The 18,752-nt window shown below is 41.8% G+C and carries 22 protein-coding genes; 14 read left to right on the forward strand and 8 right to left on the reverse strand.

The features are described 5' to 3' along the window. Positions 1–20 precede the first annotated feature (20 nt). The 5 genes from NSQ54_05440 (at position 21) to NSQ54_05460 (ending at position 3,111) form a co-directional block, all read left to right on the forward strand. Complete coding sequence (locus NSQ54_05440) at positions 21–584, forward strand: hypothetical protein (protein WYP27555.1); 564 nt, start codon at positions 21–23, stop codon at positions 582–584. 244 nt (positions 585–828) lie between these two features. Continuing rightward, positions 829–1,125 carry a hypothetical protein gene (locus NSQ54_05445; GenBank protein WYP27556.1) on the forward strand — a complete coding sequence of 99 codons (297 nt, stop codon included), beginning with the start codon at positions 829–831 and terminating at the stop codon, positions 1,123–1,125. Between the two features lie 42 nt (positions 1,126–1,167). After that, positions 1,168–1,422 carry a hypothetical protein gene (locus tag NSQ54_05450; GenBank protein WYP28500.1) on the forward strand — a complete coding sequence of 85 codons (255 nt, stop codon included), beginning with the start codon at positions 1,168–1,170 and terminating at the stop codon, positions 1,420–1,422. 26 nt (positions 1,423–1,448) lie between these two features. Beyond that, a complete protein-coding gene (locus tag NSQ54_05455; GenBank protein WYP27557.1) occupies positions 1,449–1,877 on the forward strand; it encodes a hypothetical protein in 429 nt (142 codons plus the stop codon). Next, complete coding sequence (locus tag NSQ54_05460; GenBank protein WYP27558.1) at positions 1,867–3,111, forward strand: alpha/beta fold hydrolase; 1,245 nt, start codon at positions 1,867–1,869, stop codon at positions 3,109–3,111. Before NSQ54_05455 ends, NSQ54_05460 begins: the two co-directional genes overlap by 11 nt. 312 nt (positions 3,112–3,423) lie before the next feature. Here the strand turns inward: NSQ54_05460 and NSQ54_05465 are convergent, their stop codons facing one another. Next, on the reverse strand, positions 3,424–4,593 hold the full coding sequence (locus NSQ54_05465; GenBank protein ID WYP27559.1) for a DUF418 domain-containing protein: 1,170 nt from the start codon (positions 4,591–4,593) through the stop codon (positions 3,424–3,426). A 516-nt stretch (positions 4,594–5,109) separates the two neighbouring features. Between NSQ54_05465 and NSQ54_05470 the strand changes: the two genes are divergently transcribed. Continuing rightward, complete coding sequence (locus NSQ54_05470; protein WYP27560.1) at positions 5,110–6,438, forward strand: sodium-dependent transporter; 1,329 nt, start codon at positions 5,110–5,112, stop codon at positions 6,436–6,438. Positions 6,439–6,711: 273 nt separating this feature from the next. Beyond that, positions 6,712–8,058, forward strand: coding sequence for an IS4 family transposase (locus NSQ54_05475; GenBank protein WYP27561.1), 1,347 nt, complete (start codon positions 6,712–6,714; stop codon positions 8,056–8,058). Between the two features lie 239 nt (positions 8,059–8,297). Here NSQ54_05475 and NSQ54_05480 read toward each other — a convergent pair whose 3' ends face one another. The 3 genes from NSQ54_05480 to NSQ54_05490 all read right to left on the reverse strand — a co-directional run bounded on the left by NSQ54_05480 (position 8,298) and on the right by NSQ54_05490 (position 10,424). Beyond that, complete coding sequence (locus tag NSQ54_05480; GenBank protein ID WYP27562.1) at positions 8,298–9,392, reverse strand: CAP domain-containing protein; 1,095 nt, start codon at positions 9,390–9,392, stop codon at positions 8,298–8,300. Between the two features lie 90 nt (positions 9,393–9,482). Then, a complete protein-coding gene (locus NSQ54_05485) occupies positions 9,483–9,977 on the reverse strand; it encodes a tetratricopeptide repeat protein (GenBank protein ID WYP27563.1) in 495 nt (164 codons plus the stop codon). 21 nt (positions 9,978–9,998) lie between these two features. Continuing rightward, positions 9,999–10,424 (reverse strand): NUDIX hydrolase, encoded by a 426-nt coding sequence (locus NSQ54_05490; GenBank protein ID WYP27564.1) that lies wholly within the window; start codon positions 10,422–10,424, stop codon positions 9,999–10,001. Between the two features lie 82 nt (positions 10,425–10,506). On the opposite strand from NSQ54_05490, the gene NSQ54_05495 reads away from it, so the two are divergent. Then, the gene (locus NSQ54_05495) at positions 10,507–11,043 is read left to right on the forward strand and encodes a GNAT family N-acetyltransferase (protein WYP27565.1); all 537 of its coding nucleotides are present in this window, start codon (positions 10,507–10,509) and stop codon (positions 11,041–11,043) included. A gap of 58 nt (positions 11,044–11,101) precedes the next feature. Next, entirely contained in the window at positions 11,102–11,332 is a 231-nt protein-coding gene (locus NSQ54_05500; protein WYP27566.1) for a hypothetical protein, read from the forward strand. Between the two features lie 6 nt (positions 11,333–11,338). On the opposite strand, the gene NSQ54_05505 is transcribed toward NSQ54_05500, so the two are convergent. Continuing rightward, positions 11,339–11,758 carry a DUF1801 domain-containing protein gene (locus NSQ54_05505; protein WYP27567.1) on the reverse strand — a complete coding sequence of 140 codons (420 nt, stop codon included), beginning with the start codon at positions 11,756–11,758 and terminating at the stop codon, positions 11,339–11,341. A gap of 79 nt (positions 11,759–11,837) precedes the next feature. Here NSQ54_05505 and NSQ54_05510 point away from each other — a divergent pair, with 79 nt between their 5' ends. From NSQ54_05510 to NSQ54_05520, 3 genes are all read left to right on the forward strand, one after another. Beyond that, positions 11,838–12,386, forward strand: a complete 549-nt coding sequence (locus NSQ54_05510; protein ID WYP27568.1) for a histidine phosphatase family protein — start codon at positions 11,838–11,840, stop codon at positions 12,384–12,386. A gap of 10 nt (positions 12,387–12,396) precedes the next feature. Continuing rightward, positions 12,397–12,765, forward strand: a complete 369-nt coding sequence (locus tag NSQ54_05515) for a DUF393 domain-containing protein (GenBank protein WYP27569.1) — start codon at positions 12,397–12,399, stop codon at positions 12,763–12,765. Between the two features lie 86 nt (positions 12,766–12,851). Next, complete coding sequence (locus NSQ54_05520; GenBank protein ID WYP27570.1) at positions 12,852–13,121, forward strand: hypothetical protein; 270 nt, start codon at positions 12,852–12,854, stop codon at positions 13,119–13,121. A 226-nt stretch (positions 13,122–13,347) separates the two neighbouring features. Here NSQ54_05520 and NSQ54_05525 read toward each other — a convergent pair whose 3' ends face one another. Both NSQ54_05525 and NSQ54_05530 read right to left on the reverse strand, forming a co-directional pair. Further along, the gene (locus NSQ54_05525; protein WYP27571.1) at positions 13,348–14,142 is read right to left on the reverse strand and encodes a CPBP family intramembrane glutamic endopeptidase; all 795 of its coding nucleotides are present in this window, start codon (positions 14,140–14,142) and stop codon (positions 13,348–13,350) included. A gap of 157 nt (positions 14,143–14,299) precedes the next feature. Further along, complete coding sequence (locus tag NSQ54_05530; GenBank protein ID WYP27572.1) at positions 14,300–15,415, reverse strand: glycerol dehydrogenase; 1,116 nt, start codon at positions 15,413–15,415, stop codon at positions 14,300–14,302. Positions 15,416–15,684: 269 nt separating this feature from the next. On the opposite strand from NSQ54_05530, the gene NSQ54_05535 reads away from it, so the two are divergent. Together NSQ54_05535 and glsA are read left to right on the forward strand one after the other, a co-directional pair. After that, positions 15,685–16,656 (forward strand): rhodanese-related sulfurtransferase, encoded by a 972-nt coding sequence (locus NSQ54_05535; protein WYP28501.1) that lies wholly within the window; start codon positions 15,685–15,687, stop codon positions 16,654–16,656. 118 nt (positions 16,657–16,774) lie between these two features. Continuing rightward, positions 16,775–17,743 carry a glutaminase A gene (gene glsA, locus NSQ54_05540; GenBank protein WYP27573.1) on the forward strand — a complete coding sequence of 323 codons (969 nt, stop codon included), beginning with the start codon at positions 16,775–16,777 and terminating at the stop codon, positions 17,741–17,743. Positions 17,744–17,769: 26 nt separating this feature from the next. On the opposite strand, the gene NSQ54_05545 is transcribed toward glsA, so the two are convergent. Next, positions 17,770–18,735, reverse strand: a complete 966-nt coding sequence (locus NSQ54_05545; protein WYP27574.1) for a D-2-hydroxyacid dehydrogenase — start codon at positions 18,733–18,735, stop codon at positions 17,770–17,772. Positions 18,736–18,752 lie beyond the last annotated feature (17 nt).

Here is an 18,752-nt window from a genome sequence, read left to right on the forward strand (position 1 = left end):
AACTTTTTAGGAGGTTTTAGATGATGAACAGGATGAGTTTTCTTTCAGTTATGAGTGCTGTGTTGCTAGTCGCCTCTCTAATCTTTCCAACCGGCCAGGCTTCTGCAGCATCCAGTGAAGAGCCATTACAATTTCCGCCAGAGGCTCTTGAAGCATTAGAAAGTAGTGTATATGTAGACACACAATCAAGAACGGCACACATTGACCAGGAAAAAGCATTAGAGCTTTACTCATTTACAGATGAAGAATTCACGCTTATTCAAGAACGACTTGATCAACTATCAGACGATCAAATTCAAGAGATGATTAACTATGCAACACCTGATTCTGGAGATATTTCAACGCAAGTCGCTCCGGCCATCATCTGGGGAGGAATTGCGGTCATTGGGATCTTCACAGGGGCAGCATTGTACTTTTCTTCAAAATATATGACACACCAAGAAAAACAAAATTTGATTAATCGCTGCTATGACATGGGCGGTTCACCATCCATTGATTCGGGTGATGTAGGTGGAATGGGTGGAGAACCTCAAAAGGCATGGTGGAAGATGTCAAATGAGTACAGCTTTGAATGTGTCCAGTAGCATGAACCCTATAGAAAAGAGGTGATACCATGGACTTACTTGACCTATTTATGTGGCTCATCATGGGCGTCATTGTATTTAGTTTAGGGATGCTAACGTATTCAACATTTAAAGATCAGAAAAATAAATAAGATAGTATGGAAGAGTTGGACATATAATGGTTCAACTCTTTTTTTGTATTAAAATAATTGAAGGAATTTAAAGAGTGTATCAAGAAATCATTAAGGAAGAGGGGGAGTAGGTTATGGAAAGAGAAAACACACAAGACACGCGTGGAAAGCGCCTAGCATTAGGCTCAATCGCCTTAATGCTTATTAGTATGATCATTTTTTACACTCAATTAATTGCAGATGCGGGCATTTATGTAGAAATTATTTTATTTGCTGTACTATCGATTGCTGGTATCACACTCGCTTATTTATCAGGGAAAGCTTCAAAGAGTTCCAAGCTATTTGTTGTTGGTGTGGCTGGAAATAGTTTTATGTTGATGATCAGTGGATTCTTGTTTTTGGTTATGTTGGTGGTTGAGTCTGGCACATAAAATAGGGGGGACATCACATTGAATAAACATGGAGTAGGTAGATTGTGTGGAATCGGATCACTCTTGTGTATTGTTTTATATGTGATATGTTTTTTTGTATTGAGAGGTCCAAATTCAGATGTGTATCTTATCATCAGCATTGGAGGGATACTCTCAATCATTGGGATCCTTATAGCCATTGTATCTGCCATTCTTTCAAAAAGATTTGTTTATCTAATTATAGGTCTTCTGGGGAATTGTGCTGTACTTGCTTTGTCATATTTTTTATTATTAGCTATGGGCATTAGTGAGCCTTAAAATGTATATTAGAGCGAGGAATTTTAATGAAAAAAAGTACGATGATCGTTTTGTTATGTTTAATTCTTGGTGTGTTAGGCGCTTGTAATCAACAAAACCAACCCAATCACGGAGTACAGGAAATTAAGCTGTATGAGTTGGTTGGTTATGAACAAGTTGATGATGAACCGATTGAGGAATGGACAGAGAAGGAAGATGTAGATCAGATGGTGTCCATTTTGCAATCGGCTAAAAAGATGGATGGGATTCTGGATATTGAACCCGCACAATATCGTTTAGATCTTATTGAACAAGAAGCGAATCCGATGTTTCTTTGGTTACGTGATGATACGACTGAAGCCATTTTAATGGAGCGAACGGAAGACGGGACAGAAGTGTATTATACGTTACTTGAAGACGAGACTTCGAGCTTGAAGGAACTGTTTCATCAGAGGGGAGTATTGGATGGAGAATAAACCAGAGATTCATGTTACGCCTAGGCAAGCGTTAATTGATGAATGTACAACGATTACGGTATCAGGATGCACGCCTGAAGAGAAGCTAGACATTGAACTGAGACTGATTGACCAACAGGATCGTGAATTTAAGTCATCAGTGTGTATTAACGTAAATGAAAAAGGCGAACAAACCCTTCCCCAATCAGATGTGGAAGGGTTGTTTTGGTCTGCAGAAGAAGTCGGTAAGGTGCATGGTGATTACTTTTATAAATCGGATGCAGCTGAGCTTGAAATGAAGTGGACGTTGAAGCGAGAAGGTGAAGAAGTTGATCAGGTTACGGCCATTCGAGCATTTAAGCATGAGGATGTGAGTCGAGAGGTTGTTCGTGAAGATGGGGTGGTGGGAACACTTTTTTACCAAGAGCAGGATATGGTAAAACCAGTTGTAGTTGTTTTAGGAGGGTCGGATGGCGAGATTCAAGAGCATGCCGCCGCTCTGCTCGCTACTAAAGGCTACAACGTGTTTGCCTTAGCGTATTTTGGTCAAGAGGGTGTGCCAAAGGATTTAGACCAGATCCCTTTAGAATCTTTCGATGGAGCCATTCAGTGGGTGAAGGGACGATTTAATATTGAGAAAGTGACACTCATTGGTTACTCCAGAGGTGCAGAAGCAGCATTATTACTTGCCTCCGTTTATCCTGATGAGTTTAAGGCCGTTGTGGCTGGGGCACCAGGTGCCTATGTGACCTCAGGTTTAAGAAATACAATTTATGCTCCTATTCCTTCCTGGACACTGAAAGGAAAGGATTTACCGTACCTCACCTTTAAGTATCGACCTGCACAAATGTTCTCAATGCTTGGAGGGATGATTAAACGTAAGCCCGTTTCCTTTCTATCTATTTGGGAGAACAGCCTATCTAAGCCGGAGAAGCTGGAAGCGAGCCGAATAGAGGTCGAACGTATCAATGCTCCCTTGCTGCTTATCGCAGGTGGGCAGGATCAAGTGTGGCCCTCAGAGCGATTTGCGAGACAAATTGCGCAGGAAATAGAGGGAGAGTCACGCGAACTACATTTTGAAGAAGCTGGACATTTTCTTGCGTTCCCTTACGCATTACCAGGGATGCCAGCGAATGTGCTCATGCATGTAGGCGGTAGAATGATTATGGATTTTGGTGGAACGAAGGCAGCAAATGCAGAAGCTACAAAGAAATCGTGGAAGGAGCTACTTTGTTTCTTGGAGGAGTTTGCGTGAGTTGAGGGGAGCGGGGAATCGACGAAGAGAGCGTGGAATCGGCGTAGAGAGCCGGGAATCAACAAAGAGAGCACGGAATCGGCGAAGAGAGCAGGTGAATCGACGGAGAGAGCAGGGAATCGACGAAGAGAGCAGGTGAATCGACGGAGAGAGCAGGGAATCGACGAAGAGAGCAAGGAATCGATGAAGAGAGCAAAGAATCAACGAAAAGAGTAAGGAATCAACAAAGAGAGTAAAGAATCAACAAAGAGAGCAGGAAGTCAACAAACAAGCCCCCTCATCTTCATGAAGGAGCTTACCAAACCCTAACTCTTAAGCCACTTTCTTAAATGGAGCATTTGAACATTTTCTCCAAATCCATTCAAGTGGTCCTGTCCCGAGATATTTTACAAACAACTGAGCGACAATCATCATAACGGCTGTAATTCCTGCCCAGGCAGCTAGTACTTGATAGACATTTACAACAGGTGCGAGGCCAAGGCCCCAGCTGTAGAATAAAATGGAGCCTAGAATATTTTGCAGGACATAACAGCTTAAGGCTGTTTTACCGATCATTTCAAAGCGTGCAAGAATCCACTTTAATACATTTCGTTCTAATAAAAAGGCAAGAAGTCCGATGTATCCAAGCGATAGCACCGGGGCGAAGAGATAGCGACTGGCCAGGTCAAAGACGTTACCAGGTACAAAGACAAGGGCGTTTAATGGAATACCGAGTCCGAGTCCACAGACCATTAATCGTTTACGGATCGCGCGTCCTTTTTCGTCCTGGCTAAATGCGCCCGCACGATATAAGCGAATGCCTAAAAGATAAAGAAACAAGTTCATACATATAATGGCGATCGCTTCAAAGCGTAATTCGATAAAATCGGAGAGTCTGAACTGAATTTGTTCCAGATATGTACCTGTTGTATATACCGCTTCTGTTTCCTGGAACGAACCGATAAGCTCTTCGAGAGCGCCCTCTGCATTCATGAGCCACACCCAGGCAACGGAGATCAACATAAGACCAATAATATGAATCGTTGCGGCACCTGCCATAATCCAGTTTAATGTTTGATGACGAAGGCCTACAAGGAATGCGACGATGATTCCGGTGAATGCATAACTCATTAAGACATCGTACTCAAAGACAAAGACAAAGTGCAGTAGCCCGTCTAACCCGAGTAAGATCATCGTCCATATATACATGCGGAGCCAGGGACGACCATCACGTAAAGATTTCTGATACTTCAGTTCAAGTCCGATTCCAAACATGATCGTAAGGAGCCCGAGGAATTTTCCGTTGGTGAACACGGCAAGAAAGCCATGTACCCATGCGTCGGCTGTGCCCATTCCTTCTTGCATGGTTAACAATGAGAGTGCTGCACCTGGATCAGCAAATAACCAGATGTTTGTGCCAAGAGTGCCAATGATGGCAAAGCCTCGGAGTATATCTAATAAACGAATTCGATTTCCTTTTGAGTTGGTACTTATGGTTTCCATTCTATCCCCCAATCGTTATGTCTTCTTCCATCTATTCGGTTGAAACGCAAAAAAGTTTCAACATCTACCCATTGAAATGGTATGCGTCATTTCGTTATAATAAAGCTAGAAATGGTTGAAAAAACTGCCCCCACGCTAATGGGAGCAGATAGCTGATCTTTATTGAGACTGGCGCAATAGAGCACAAATAAGCCCCGTGAGCGGTCAACTCATATACGGGGCTTATTTTTCATTTCTGAAAGACAGGATGGCAAGTACGAGCATGGAAAATCCGATCATGGTCGTTAGTGCCTCATAAACTGTCATGTATGGCCTCACCCCCTTTGTAAAGAGGTGCTGCCAGCCCCGTATGAAAAGATCTGCTAGGGTAAGTATACATAGATGTGGTACGGAGAAATAGATAACTTTTGTCCCGATTTCTGAGGGCGAACTTGACTTTTGTCTAAAAAGCCTTCAATGTAAGTCTATTCGAATAAAAAAAGGCAGGTGTCATTCTGCGACTTAGCAGGTTTAATTATGAAAGAACAATGGTCTTCTAAACTTGGATTTATTCTTGCGTCAGCCGGGGCAGCTATAGGGTTAGGTGCCTTATGGAGATTTCCGTATTTAACGGGAACCAACGGTGGTGGCGCCTTTTTCTTGCTCTTTATCTTTTTTACTGTATTGATTGGAATGCCGCTGCTAATTGCTGAATTTGTAATCGGTCGTGGATCAAAAAGGGAGGCTGTTTCGGCATACAAAAAGCTATCCGCTACAGGCTTGTGGAAATGGATTGGCCATTTTGGCGTAGTCGGTTGCTTTCTGTTACTCACTTTTTATGCTGTCATTGGCGGCTGGGTCCTCACATATACATTTCTTTCTTTAACTGGATCGATTTTAGAACCAGGTAGAGATTATGAAATGTTATTTGGCTCCATCGTTGGCAGCCCGTTGATAAGTGCGATCGGTCTCATTGTTTTTATTGGTTTGAATGTCATTGTTCTCTCGTTTGGAATCAAAAATGGAATAGAACGAGTGAATAAGTATTTAATGCCGCTTTTATTTGTCTTTTTACTAATCATCATTGTAAGAGGGTTAACGTTAGATGGGGCGATGGAGGGAGTGAAATTCTTCTTAAGTCCAGACTTCTTCAGTATTACAACGGCAGGCACACTTGAGGCACTTGGACAGTCCTTCTTCTCTTTAGCGGTTGGGTTTTCATGTATGGTGACCTACAGTTCCTATCTTGGAAATGAACAAAGTCTTCCGAGATCAGCTGGATCCATAGTGATTTTGAATCTTCTTGTTTCCCTCATGGCAGGGCTTGCCGTTTTTCCGGCTGTTTTTGCATTTAACCTTAGCCCGGATTCAGGACCAAATCTTTTATTTGTTGTTCTGCCTACTGTGTTTGAACAGCTGCCCTTCGGTGGATTATTCTTGAGCTTGTTCTTATTACTCTTCTTTTTTGCGACGATTACATCTTCATTTAGTTTGATGGAGATTATGATCTCGGCATTTACGCAAAACAAAAAGCATAAGCGTAATCGTGTGGCACTAATTAGTGGAATCCTGGTAGTCATTGCTGGCATTCCAGCGGCATTATCCAACAATGTACTGTCTGATGTACTCATCCTTGATCGGACAGTCTTTGATCTGACAGACTTCTTTGTCTCAAATATTATGCTTCCCCTCGGGTGTTTATTTATCGCGTTATTTGTAGGCTTTAAAGTAAAGAAAAGCCTCTTGCTCGAGCAATACCGGATGGAAAGCGGCAGCCTTAGTGGAACAGCAAACTTATGGTATCTTCTGATGCAGACAATTGTTCCATTAGTTATTGTGATTGTGTTTATATTTGGACTGTTTTAAAACGAAGAGAGCTTGAAACATAACTAAAAATCAATGAAAAATGGCGAATGATTCTACGATCGAATCATTCGCCATTCGTGTTTCTCAAAACGAGCGGAAGGAGAACCTGAGACTCCAGTGGAAACAGTGCGAGGTGAAGACTCTGTAGCGGTGTATTTCCGCGGAAGAGGCTGAGGCCGTACCCCATAGCCGTCAAGTTAAGTAAAATCGGTTTAATTATAGACGATTCTTCGTTAGGATGGGGGTTTAACCAGTCCTAGGGAGGGATCGTTTGTGTCTTTAAAAGAGGAGTTCAGTACGTTTGCGAAAACCGTGTTGGACGTTTTATCTGTACCGAACCTTCGCCAATCTGCCCGAGACGTTGGGTTTGTACAGCGTCTAAAGAAATTAAAACCTGAGGATTTCTTGAGTATTTGTGCGTTTCTGCCTCAACCCGTGGGTTCTACAGAGTTAACACAGCTTTGTGGAGCTCTTTCGCGTGAATCGAATACCCAGCTCTCCAAACAAGCCTTACACCAACGCTTCGATGAAAAAGGAGCCGCTTTTTTGAAGCATGTGTTTTTTCAATTGGCGGGCAAACAAGAGGTCATCGCCATGCCACCTCTTCCGGAGACCCCGTTTTCTCGGATCCGCATCTTAGATGCGACTTCATTTGAACGACCAAGGAAAGAAGGTACTTCTTCAGATGGAGCGAAAATTCATTTAGAGTATGAGCTATATGAGGGGAAATTTTTGCATACCTTACTTTGCGGTTCAAGAGAAAGTGACCATCACGCCGCCTATGCATTAGCCGATACGATCCAGCCAGGAGATTTGATCATCCGTGATCTCGGCTACTTTTCTGGCGACCATTTGAAACAAATTGATCGTGCAGGCGCTTCTTATATCACGCGGACGCCGGCCAATATGACCTATTGGACTAGAGATGATCAAGGGGAACGAATCCAAATCAAACCAGAAGAAGATGCGAAGCAGCTAGAACCGGGAGCGATCAAAGATTATGGGGTCATCCAATTAGGGGTCAAAGGAAAGAACACCCTTCAAACCCGTGTCATCGTGCAACGATTGACAGAGGATCAACAAAACAAGAGGAAAGCCGGTTTACGAAAAAGAAGACGGAAAGGGGGTCATACCCAATCCGCCGACAAAAAGGATCATACCCAAATCCTTGCCACTAACCTAACACAGGAAGAAATGGATGTGCAAGCATTGTATCCGATGTATTCCTTACGCTGGCAAGTCGAGATTCTTTTCAAAACGTGGAAATCCCTTTTCGCCATTGATCACGTGCGCGCGATGAATCCAGATCGGTTTCTCTGCCACATGTATGGGAAACTTATACACATTCTGCTTTCTTCGATGGTGGCGTTTCAATGCCGGTTCTATCTTCATCAAAAACACCACCTCGAAGGCAGTGAATACAAGTGTATCCATCATGCCAAAAGGGCTATAGAAGAGTCAAAAGGATACGCTCTCTATCATCGTTCTTCATTAGAAGACGTTCTAGAAAATATCTACGAGAACATTTACCGATATGGACGAAAAGACCATCGCCACCGCCATCAAAGTCCCTATGACATCTTACAGATCGCCTATGAAACACATGCGCGTATGGAGTAAAACGGTAGAATCCGGTGCAAAAAAATATAAAAAGAGCCAATCTATCCATACGTACCCTGATGGAAAATACTAGATCCACTACAAGATAAAGGATGAGCTCTTTCTTTTTCCTTTCTTAACTTGACGGCTATGGGCCGTACCCACGGAAAGCGAGGGATTCTCCTGAAGCGGGTATTTTACTATGTTCGAGTTTTACTAACCGTATTAATGTAGTGTTACGGCATCTCTTATTTACCTCATCAACTCGTAAAAAAGTTCTCCGTGTAATAAGGCTGAGATTGGTCATTAAAGGCAACCCCTACACCTAGTCGCAGGAATCGATCCTGGAGGATATTTTCCCGATGTCCTTGTGAGTTCATCAATCCTTCATGCGCAAAAATGCTACTCATCTGGCCATAAGCTAGGTTCTCGCCAGCTGTTTTAAACGAAATATTATCCTGTTCCATGCGATCAAATGGAGACTGGCCTTGGAGGTTCGTGTGGCTGAAATATTGATTTTCGGCCATGTCCAAGCTGTGATTTCGCGCAGTCTCTCGTACTTGGTCATCCCATGTTAAGACTTCGAGTCCATGGTTCACGCGAGAGGCATTAGTTAAATCAAACAATTGATACTCAAAACCTTCTTTAAGTTCGTCGCTTGCCTGTGTATATAAATCCTTTTTCGATTGTTCCAGGTTTGCATCGATTAACTGAATGGCTGTCACCATTTGGTCCTGATGCTTGTCATAAAAGACAGTCACATAGCTATCATCTAACTGAAACAAGTCATATTCCTGATCCTGGTTCACCTCATAGCGGTATAGACCTTTCCTCATATAAGCCTCAGGTTCTCCAAATTGTTCTCGTACTTCATCCTTAGACGTACCATACTGAATAGGAGTAGTTGAGCTAATTAAATCTTGATTTGTATAGAGACCTTTCACGGAATCCTGCGCATCATACGCAACCATCACAAACTCATGATAGTCATCATGGTACGCTACCCAATCTATGCCATACTCATTTCTTGAGGTTCTCATAGGTTCTCCGAGTTCGGTTTCAACATCTGTCCGAGAATCGCCAAGCTCCGTATTGTGAACAGAGAATAGTTGATCAGGTGTATCTAATTCCGGTGCGGCTCTTTCTATTTCTTCGTCCTTGGATTGCGAAAGGCTATTTTGATTGGGAAGAATGGATTGAACTAGATCAGATAAATGATCGACTGAGCTATCCATGTCACGTTGAATCGGTTCGATGATGGAAGCAGGCAGTAGTTCTTTTGCAGGTTCCATCCATATATGTCGAGTGGTGAATACGAGTACCACCACGGCAATTAGTAAGAAAAAGCGTCTCATCTGTCACATCCCTTTTTGTTCGGTATTTCCGTAAATTATACTTGGTCAAAGGGCACAGTCCAACTCTTTTAATGTGGAAAATGTTGAAGCTTATGTGTCTGACGTATCAGTCCACGTTTCATCTAAATGTTTTGAATAAAAGGTCAGAGCTTTTTTGTACGTCTGAATCCATTCATTGGTAGGCTCTTTGAGTAGAAGACCTAATAGACGTTGGATCGATTGACGATTGTGTCCGAGGTTATACTCCGTAATCGCTTGAAAGGCAGACAGTGCTGCATTTTCAGGGAATTCTTTTAGCCCTTTTTGAAAGATTTCCTGAGCTTCTTCGTATTTACCAATACAACGTAAACTACTTCCTAACTGAACAAATGCTTTTTCATAGTTGATTCCAGTCAAACCGAGCTCAATTGCTTTCTGGTAAAAAGGAATGGCTTCAGCTTCCTGACCGAGTCCATCATACGTTGAGGCCAAATAAAAATGTAGTTCGGCATCGTTCGGCTTCTCTTTGACTAAAGCGAGTAAAAGAGTCTGAGCTTTTTTGTAGTCGCCATGTTCTAAATGGGAGATCGCTTCTCTAAACATCATACACACCAGCCTTTATTGGTATTACAAATCTAGTTGATAGAAAGGAGTAACATCTTGTTTTCTGTCTAACCGTAATGCTTTATACAGCTTTGACATGCATTGGCTAGCTGATACATCGTCCATCCATTGGATATCTATAATGTCTTGATCCGGATCGTTATTTAGCAGGCTGCCGCCTATGATCTCAGCGTAAAATGTGAAGATGATGGCATGCTGACCTCTCTCTTGAAAGGTTCTCTCACGAACAGAATGTAGTTCACCCACTTGCACGTGGTAGCCTGTTTCTTCAAATACCTCGCGAATAACAGCTTCTTTAATCGTTTCACCAGGTTCAACGGCTCCACCAGGAGTACTCCAATAGGTCTTTAATTCTTTTTTGTTTTCTACTAGTAAAATTCGTCCATCTCTGTCATAGATAATAGCAGAAGCAACATCAACACGTTTCAAAATCGATCAGCTCGTTTCTATCTAATATAGACAAAGTTTACTAGTTCTATTTAAACAAATCTATAGCAAAAGGATGATGGTAATGATTATTAAAAATCACCAGCTTCATATACGACCTCTTCTAAAAGAAGACGCTCCCTTTCTAGCAAAATGGTTATCGGATCCAGCTGTTTTAGAATTTTATGAAGGAAGAGACAATCCTTTTGATCTAAACAAAGTTTTAGAAACGTTTTATAAAGAAGAAGGCACCACCATTAGATGCTTAATTAAATGGGAGGATCAAGCGATCGGTTACATTCAATATTATGAGATTGATGATGAAGAGAGGAGCGAATATGGACTTCAGGAAGTAGAAGGAACCATATATGGCCTAGACCAATTCATTGGTGAAGAGGGGTATCGCGATAAAGGGGTAGGAACCATGTTAGTCCAGACAATGATTAGGAATTTAAAGAAGCAAGAACATGTGCATTCGCTTGTGATGGATCCACAGGTACAGAACTATCGTGCATTAGCGTGTTATGAAAAGTGTGGATTCATCAAACAAAAGCTTCTCCCATCACGTGAATGGCATGAAGGAGAATACCGTGATTGCTGGCTCATACAATACACGGTATGATAAAAAGGAACAAAAAATTAAAGCTATATGTAGCTGACTAGCGCTCAGCTGTGATCGATTGATTATTCGGATTGATGGGTACTCGGAGGATATTTTTATTACGGGAAGATCATATCCTGTTAGAAAAGTGAGAGAAATGTACAAACACGCCATGTCGATGACCTATGAGATGGAGCACTTTCCAGATGTGTTTTGTCGGTTGTATAGGTTTGAACGGTTGGATGTGGAAGAAATAGATCCTGATATTGCAATGGATGTAGATACGGATTTAGTGTATCGGCCTGGCTAAAAACCTCTATCCACCATACCGCTTCTGCAAAAACTCAATTGACTGAGTAATCAGTTTACGTAAAACATCTTCATCTACATCGGCAAGCTTATTAATATACACGCACGCTTTTCCAGTCGTGTGTTTACCAAAGGTTTGGAGCAGTTGTTCGCGTTCTGTATCGCCAGTTGCAAAGTACAAACTAATTTTCGCTTTACGGGGAGAGAATCCAACGAGTGGGGCGTCACCTTCGTGTCCAGTTTCATATCGGTAGTGATAGCGACCGAACCCAATGATGGTGGGACCCCACATTTTGGCTGTGTACCCGCTTGTCTCTGTAAATAAATCTAAGAGCTTGTAGGCATCCTCGCGTTTTCGGGGATGTTCTATTTGTTCAATAAATTCAATGACACTTTGGTCCGTTTCCTTTGTTTTTAGCTTGTACATACAATCTCTCCTTTTTAATGTTTGAGAACGAATAGAGATGGTAAAGTAAAGTATATGTTCATTATGAGGGAGTGAGCGAATGAAATCTATTTATTTAATTCGTCATTGTGAAGCGAGTGGACAGGAACCAACTGCTCCTTTAACGGAAAAAGGTACGCAGCAGGCACTGGAGCTTGCCGAATTTCTCACACATGAAGAGATTGATCGAGTTATAACAAGTCCGTATACCCGTGCTGTTGATTCGATCAAACCGTTTTGTGAACAAGAAAGGCTAGAATTAACGCTTGATGAACGACTAACGGAGCGTGTTCTGAGCAAGCAGCCGTTAGATGATTGGTTAGATGCGTTAAAAGCATCTTTCTCTGATATGGAGCGAGTGGTTGGTGAGGGGGAATCCAGTCAGGCGGCTCAGGACCGAATTGTTACGGTACTAAAAGAGCTTTTAACCGATGATTCTTCGCAAGGGATTGCCATTGTGTCACATGGGAATCTGCTATCATTGCTCCTTCATTATGTTGATTCAAGGTTTGGGTTTAGAGAGTGGAAGCAGTTAAGTAATCCAGATGTTTACTTAATTACTGCAGAGTCTGATGAATCGTTATCCATGACAAGGTTATGGAACTCGTGAGGAGGAAACAATGAGCAAAAAACATCTTATTTTTTATGATGCCAGATGTCCATTATGTCAATCCATCAAGTCCATCATCGTGAAGTTAGATTGGTTTCATCGATTAGAATGGCTTCCAGTACAGAAAATCCATCAAACAAATTATCGGTTTTTACGGAATCGAAACCTGTATGATGAAATTCATATGATTACGTCCACGAATGAAATCAAGACGGGCTTCTATACGGTTAGAAAAATTCTTATGAATATCCCGCTAGCCATGCCTTTAGCCTTGATATTGTTTCTCCCATTAGCAGATAAGCTCGGAGTACCCTTGTATCAGTTTGTCTCTGAGAACCGATACGAATGGTTTGGTCGACTGGAAGAAAATCCATCTTAATTGATGGATTTTTTTCTTTGCAGTCCAACCCTAAAAGGCGTATACTATTAGAAAAATCAGAAAATAACCAAGGGGAGGACTTTTTGATGATGAACCATCCAAAAGGACAGAGAGACCTAGTATCGTTTTCAGGATTTATCCGTGATCAAAACTTGCAGCAAGTAGAGTGGTCACAAACGAAAGTCAAAGAAAGAGACATTCGTGACGTTGTTTTTGAAAACTGTCGTTTAAACAACGTGGCCATTGAGAATTGTGACATTCAAGGATTAACCATTAACGGGATCGACGTGCAGGATTTATTAACGAACTATTATGAAAATAAAGCGCCATTAATTGATATGGCTCGAGAATTATAATAAGAAGAGATTGAGATAAAATGGCGAATGATTCTACGATCAAATCATTCGCCATTCGTGTTTCCCATATTATTTAGTAAGACGAGAAGAAGGAGAACCCGAGACTCCTGCGGAAGGGGCTGAGGCCGTCCCTCGCGGGTGCGAGGGATTCTCCTGTAGCGGATATTGTGCTATGTTTGTGTCTTGGTATCCGCATTAATGTTAGTCTCAGTTCTTCTTGTTAAAGTTAAATAAATGAACGTAACAACGAAACAAATACAAACACCACATGAGTAAAGATATGAGCAATCATAGCCGCTTCAAGACCTTTACGCCAATAAAGCCACCCAAAGATAAGCCCTCCAAACCCATTTAGAAAGATCATACGAAGAAAAACAAGTGGAGTCATCTCAGTTAATGCGGCCGTTGCACCGTAATGACCTAGCCCAAAGAGCAGAGCTGAAAGAATAATCCCTATCCAGACAATGGCTGGGCTTGGTTTTGTTTTACGACGTTGAAAGATCTTCCACATAAGAAATACAAGAAGGGTCATGACTCCAAAGCGGAGCATAAGTTCTTCAGCTATTCCTCCATACAAAAACCGTGTGCCAAGATCAATAAATGTAATCGACATCTCATCAGAGGAAGCATGTAATTCTTTAGGTAGGTAAGGAAGGAGTAAGAAATCAACAACTAGAATCGTGATACCCGCGAGCACTCCAAAACCAATTGCGGATGGAAGAATGGCTTTAAAACGAGTAAAAAACGGCGTCCCATATCGATCTCTTTCATATACGAATGATGAAAACCCAGTCTTTTCAGCCAAGAAATGACCGATTGTCAGACCGATAATAATAAAGAGTAGGGGATTGATTAATGACAATGCTGCTAAAAGCTCTAATGGAAGCCCAATAGAAACGCCTAGCTCATCTAATTGCGCACTTATTTGCTCAAGGAGCATTGGGTAGAGAAACAAAACGGCTACAATACCAATGCCTAAGAAACATAAAAATGAACGCCATGCTTTTCGTTTGACTTGCACTGTACCAACTCCTTTACTTAAGACTATGTAGGATTGTTACCAATTTAATACTTATGGTATGACAGCCATAAAGTACAGTCTACCTTTTTCAGGAAAATAATACAGACAAAAAACAGGCAGCTCCCATTTGGGAGCTGCCTGTTTCCACATGTACGAATCAATCAAAACCGTAACGTTCTTTAAAGCTCTTCGCATATACATCAACTGCTTTGATGGCTTGAACGACATCATCTGCAGTTACCTTCTGCGGAAGGTTGTGAATCGTTTCCCCTTCTTGTGTCGCCAGTTCAGCAATCTTCATTAAGTCTTCATCAGATGCATCTTGAAGATGAATTTCTTCAAGAGTGACTGGTAAGCCTAACTGAACATAAAGCTCTAAGTAACGATCAAGCTCGTCTAACGGCTTGTTTTCAAGAACAAGCTGTGCGATTGTACCATAAGCAACCTTTTCACCATGTGTCAGGTTGTGAATGTCACCGTGAATCGCTGTAAATCCATTATGGATCGCGTGTGCTGCAGCAAGTCCAGCTGTTTCAAAGCCAAGCCCACTTAGAAGTGTGTTTGCTTCGATAACTGCTTCAAGTGCTGGAGTCACAAGCTTATTCTTGTTGGCTTCTACTGCTTGAATGCTGTATTCAAATAAGACTTCCTCTGCTTTTTCAGCAATGGCTTGACCCGCAATTGTTGGTTGTCCACCAGACATAATTTGTCCGTTGGATTGTTTAACTGCACGAGCTTCAACCCATGTAGCTAATGCATCAGCAATACCAGATACTAAGAAACGTGGAGGAGCACCTGCGATAACCGCAGAGTCTACAATGACTAGATCTGGGTTCTTATCATAGAAGGAGTATGTTTCAAATACACCTTCATCAGAGTAGATAACAGATAGTCCAGAAGTTGGTGCATCTGTTGAAGCAGTAGTAGGAATGATTGCCACTGGATATCCTAACTTATCAGCTACCCCTTTAGCGGTATCAAGTGTTTTTCCTCCACCTAATCCAATCACAACATCAACTGAGCTTTCTTTGCCAAGTTTGATGATACGATCGATCTCGTTCAGTGAAGATTCTCCACCAAATGTTACTTTTTCAGCTTCGATTCCATCTTGTTTAAGTGTATCGACTAATTGATTCCCTGCCATATCCCATACAAATTCATCTGCAATAAGGAGAGCGTGTTTCCCGAGCTTCTGTATGTAGCTACTTGCGCCACCTTGTAAAATGTTTTTTCCTTGTACATAACGGCTTGGACTAATAAATACTTTTTCCACTTTTGTTACCCCCTAAATGATCATTCCCTCATCTATTCCTCACAAATAAGGACTTAAAACTAAAAACACCCCTTATAACGTCTCCAAAATGAAGGAGTATTATGTGAAAATGTAGACTTCCATTAAAAGTCCTCTGGATTCTAGGTGCAATTTCTGTTAAAATAATGCCGGTCAAGGAATTAAGATTAGAGAGCCTATACACATAGGCAAGCCTAAGATTTGTATCCTGCAAATATAAATGAATAGGTGGTTTATTTAATATGAGTCAAATGACAGACACTACGTATCAAGTATTACTTTACTATCAATATGTAACAATTGAAGATCCAGAGGCATTTTCTGCCGAGCATCTTGCTTTCTGTAAGGAGCTTGGGTTAAAAGGAAGAATTCTTGTAGCGTCAGAAGGTATTAATGGAACGGTTTCTGGTAGCATTGAGCAAACAGAAGCATACATGGAAGCCATGCATGCCGATGAACGTTTTAAAGATACAGTTTTTAAAATTGATGAAGCAGACAAGCATGCATTTAAGAAGATGCACGTACGTCCTCGTTCTGAGTTAGTGAACTTGTCACTAGAAGACGACATCAATCCGAAAGAGCAAACAGGTAATTACCTGGCTCCTAAAGAATTTTTTGAACAAATGCAGGATGAAAATACAGTGATCATAGATGCAAGAAATGACTACGAATATGAGATTGGTCATTTTCGTGGGGCGATTAAGCCAGACATTCGCACATTCCGCGAGCTTCCAGAATGGGTTCGTAACAATAAAGAAATGCTTGAAGGTAAGAAGCTATTAACGTATTGCACAGGGGGCATTCGTTGTGAAAAGTTCTCGGGCTGGTTAAAGCGTGAAGGCTTTGAGGATGTGTCTCAGCTTCATGGAGGAATTGTCAGTTACGGGAAAGACCCTGAAGTACAAGGTGAGCTTTGGGACGGGCAATGCTACGTGTTTGATGAGCGTTTAACGGTTCCAATCAACCAAAAAGAACATGTTGTTGTAGGACGTGATCATTTTGACGGTGAGCCATGTGAACGTTATGTGAATTGTGCAAACCCAGAGTGTAATAAACAAATTATTGCATCTGAAGAAAACGAACATAAATATATGCGTGGATGCACTCCAGAGTGTCGCGTACACCCACGTAACTTATATATTAATAAAGAACACAATCTTTCTGAAGCAGAGATTGATGCAAGACTTGCAGCGATCGGTGAGAAAAGAGAAGTGAACGCATAGAATGGACGAGAACGTGGGACTTTCCTTAAGTGAAAGGGCCCACGTTTTTTTATATTCTTAGAGAATTGTATACATAACCTTTTGTAAAGCGGGAATAGGGAAGGGAGGAGGGTCTGACATGGAAAATATGCAAGAAGAAATCCTTGAATATCTAGAGAAAATCATTGAAGAAGAAAAACAGCTTGCACGAAAGGGTGAGATCCCTGATTATATCGAAGCCGTGGATAATAATGACCATGGGGCTGTAACGGTGTCACTGACCTCAACGAATGGCACAACCGTGCGCGCAGGCGATTACGAGGGGCGCTTTTCCTTGCAAAGTATTGCTAAGCTATTTCCGCTAGCACTCGCTTTAATGGATCATGGAAGTGAAGAAGTATTTAAATATACCGGGAAAGCGCCAACCGGTAACGTCTACCACTCCCTGATCCAAATGGAGATGCAGGAGAAGGAGAAGCCACTTAATCCATTAGTGAATTCAGGAGCTATTGTTATGTGTGGGTTAATGAAGGGGAAGGATGCCGATGAGAAGGTTGAGCGTATCTTATCTCTTGCCAGAAAAATGACTGGTAACCCTGATTTATCTTACAACGAAGAAGTGTACCAAGCAGAGGATCAGGACCTAAACCGATCACTCTTTTACTATAATCGACATAATGGCTTTATTAAAGGTGAGTTTGAAGATACACTCCCTGTCTATTGGAAAATGACTGCGATTGAAGTCACCATTGAAGAACTCTCAAATATGGCTGCTGTCATCGCAAATCATGGAATTTGCGTGCATTCAGGAGAAGAATTAATCCCTACGGATGTTGTCACAACATTAAAGGCATTTATGACTACATGTGGCATGTATGATGAATCAGGCTCCTTTGCTTTAGAAGTTGGGATTCCAGCTAAAAGTGGGGTATCCGGAAGTATCGTAGCCGCTATACCTGGGAAACTCGGGATCGGAGTGATGGGACCGGACTTAAATCAATACAGTAATAGCATCGCAGGTATTCGAATGTTAAAGAAAATATCAGACAAATGGAAGCTAAGTATTTTTAGTAAGGATGAGATAGGCGAAGAAAAAGGAGAATCCTAGGTTGTTCTAGGATTCTCCTTTTTTGTTTAATAACCCTTTTCATAATCAACAACGTTAATCGTTGGTTTTTTGCCTTCTATATAATTCTTCAGGTTAGGTATGAAGATGTCCTGGATGACGCGCTCCTGGTAATGCTCTGTCGCCCCAGCCGTATGTGGCGTAATGATGACTTCATCCATTTCCCAAAGTGGGCTGTCTTCTTCCAGAGGCTCTTTCTCAAATACATCGAGTCCGGCTCCAGCAATTTGTCCGGATGTTAAGGCGTCGACAAGGTCCGCTTCCTTTACAATTTCACCACGCCCAATGTTAATAAAGAATGCAGTTTCCTTCATGACATGGAATGCATCTTTATCAAAGAGCTGATGTGTTTCCCGTGTTAAAGGAAGGGTGACGACAACGTAATCGCAAGCTGGTAGCATCTCTTGAAGTTGATCCGTTTTGTACATTGTATCTACATACTCATTTTCTTTTCCGGAGTGGCGCAGACCAAGCACATTCATTCCAAACGCTTTGGCAATTTTGGCTGTCTCTTCACCAATCGCACCAACACCAAGGATTCCAATTGTTTTTCCATGGATCTCAAGCTTTAGGCCTTCATTTTCCCATGATTTTGTTTGTTGATTGCGGACATAGGAATGAATTTTGCGAGTGAGTCCGAGCATTAAGGCAAAGATGGTTTCAGATATAGGGTAGGCATGCACACCGTTTGCGCTTGTTACAGTGATTCCGCCTTGATTCATTTCTTCAAGTGGTAAGTAATCCACTCCTGCACTCCAAGTCTGTAGCCATTCAAGCGAGCTTGGTTGATTGAAGTTTAAGTTCTTCAACTCTTTTTTCCAACCTACAATGACACTTGCATCTTCAAGCTTAGATTCCCACTTCTCAGGATCTTTCCCGTAATCAATTGACCAATCAGGAGCGACTTCCTTAATTTGTTGAAGCGATTCCTCTGATAAATTGTGTGTAATGACTAAATGTTTGGGTTGTGACATTGTTAGTCCTCCGCATC

The sequence above is a fragment of the Alkalihalobacillus sp. FSL W8-0930 genome (genome assembly GCA_037965595.1).
Classification (GTDB): domain Bacteria; phylum Bacillota; class Bacilli; order Bacillales; family Bacillaceae_D; genus Alkalicoccobacillus.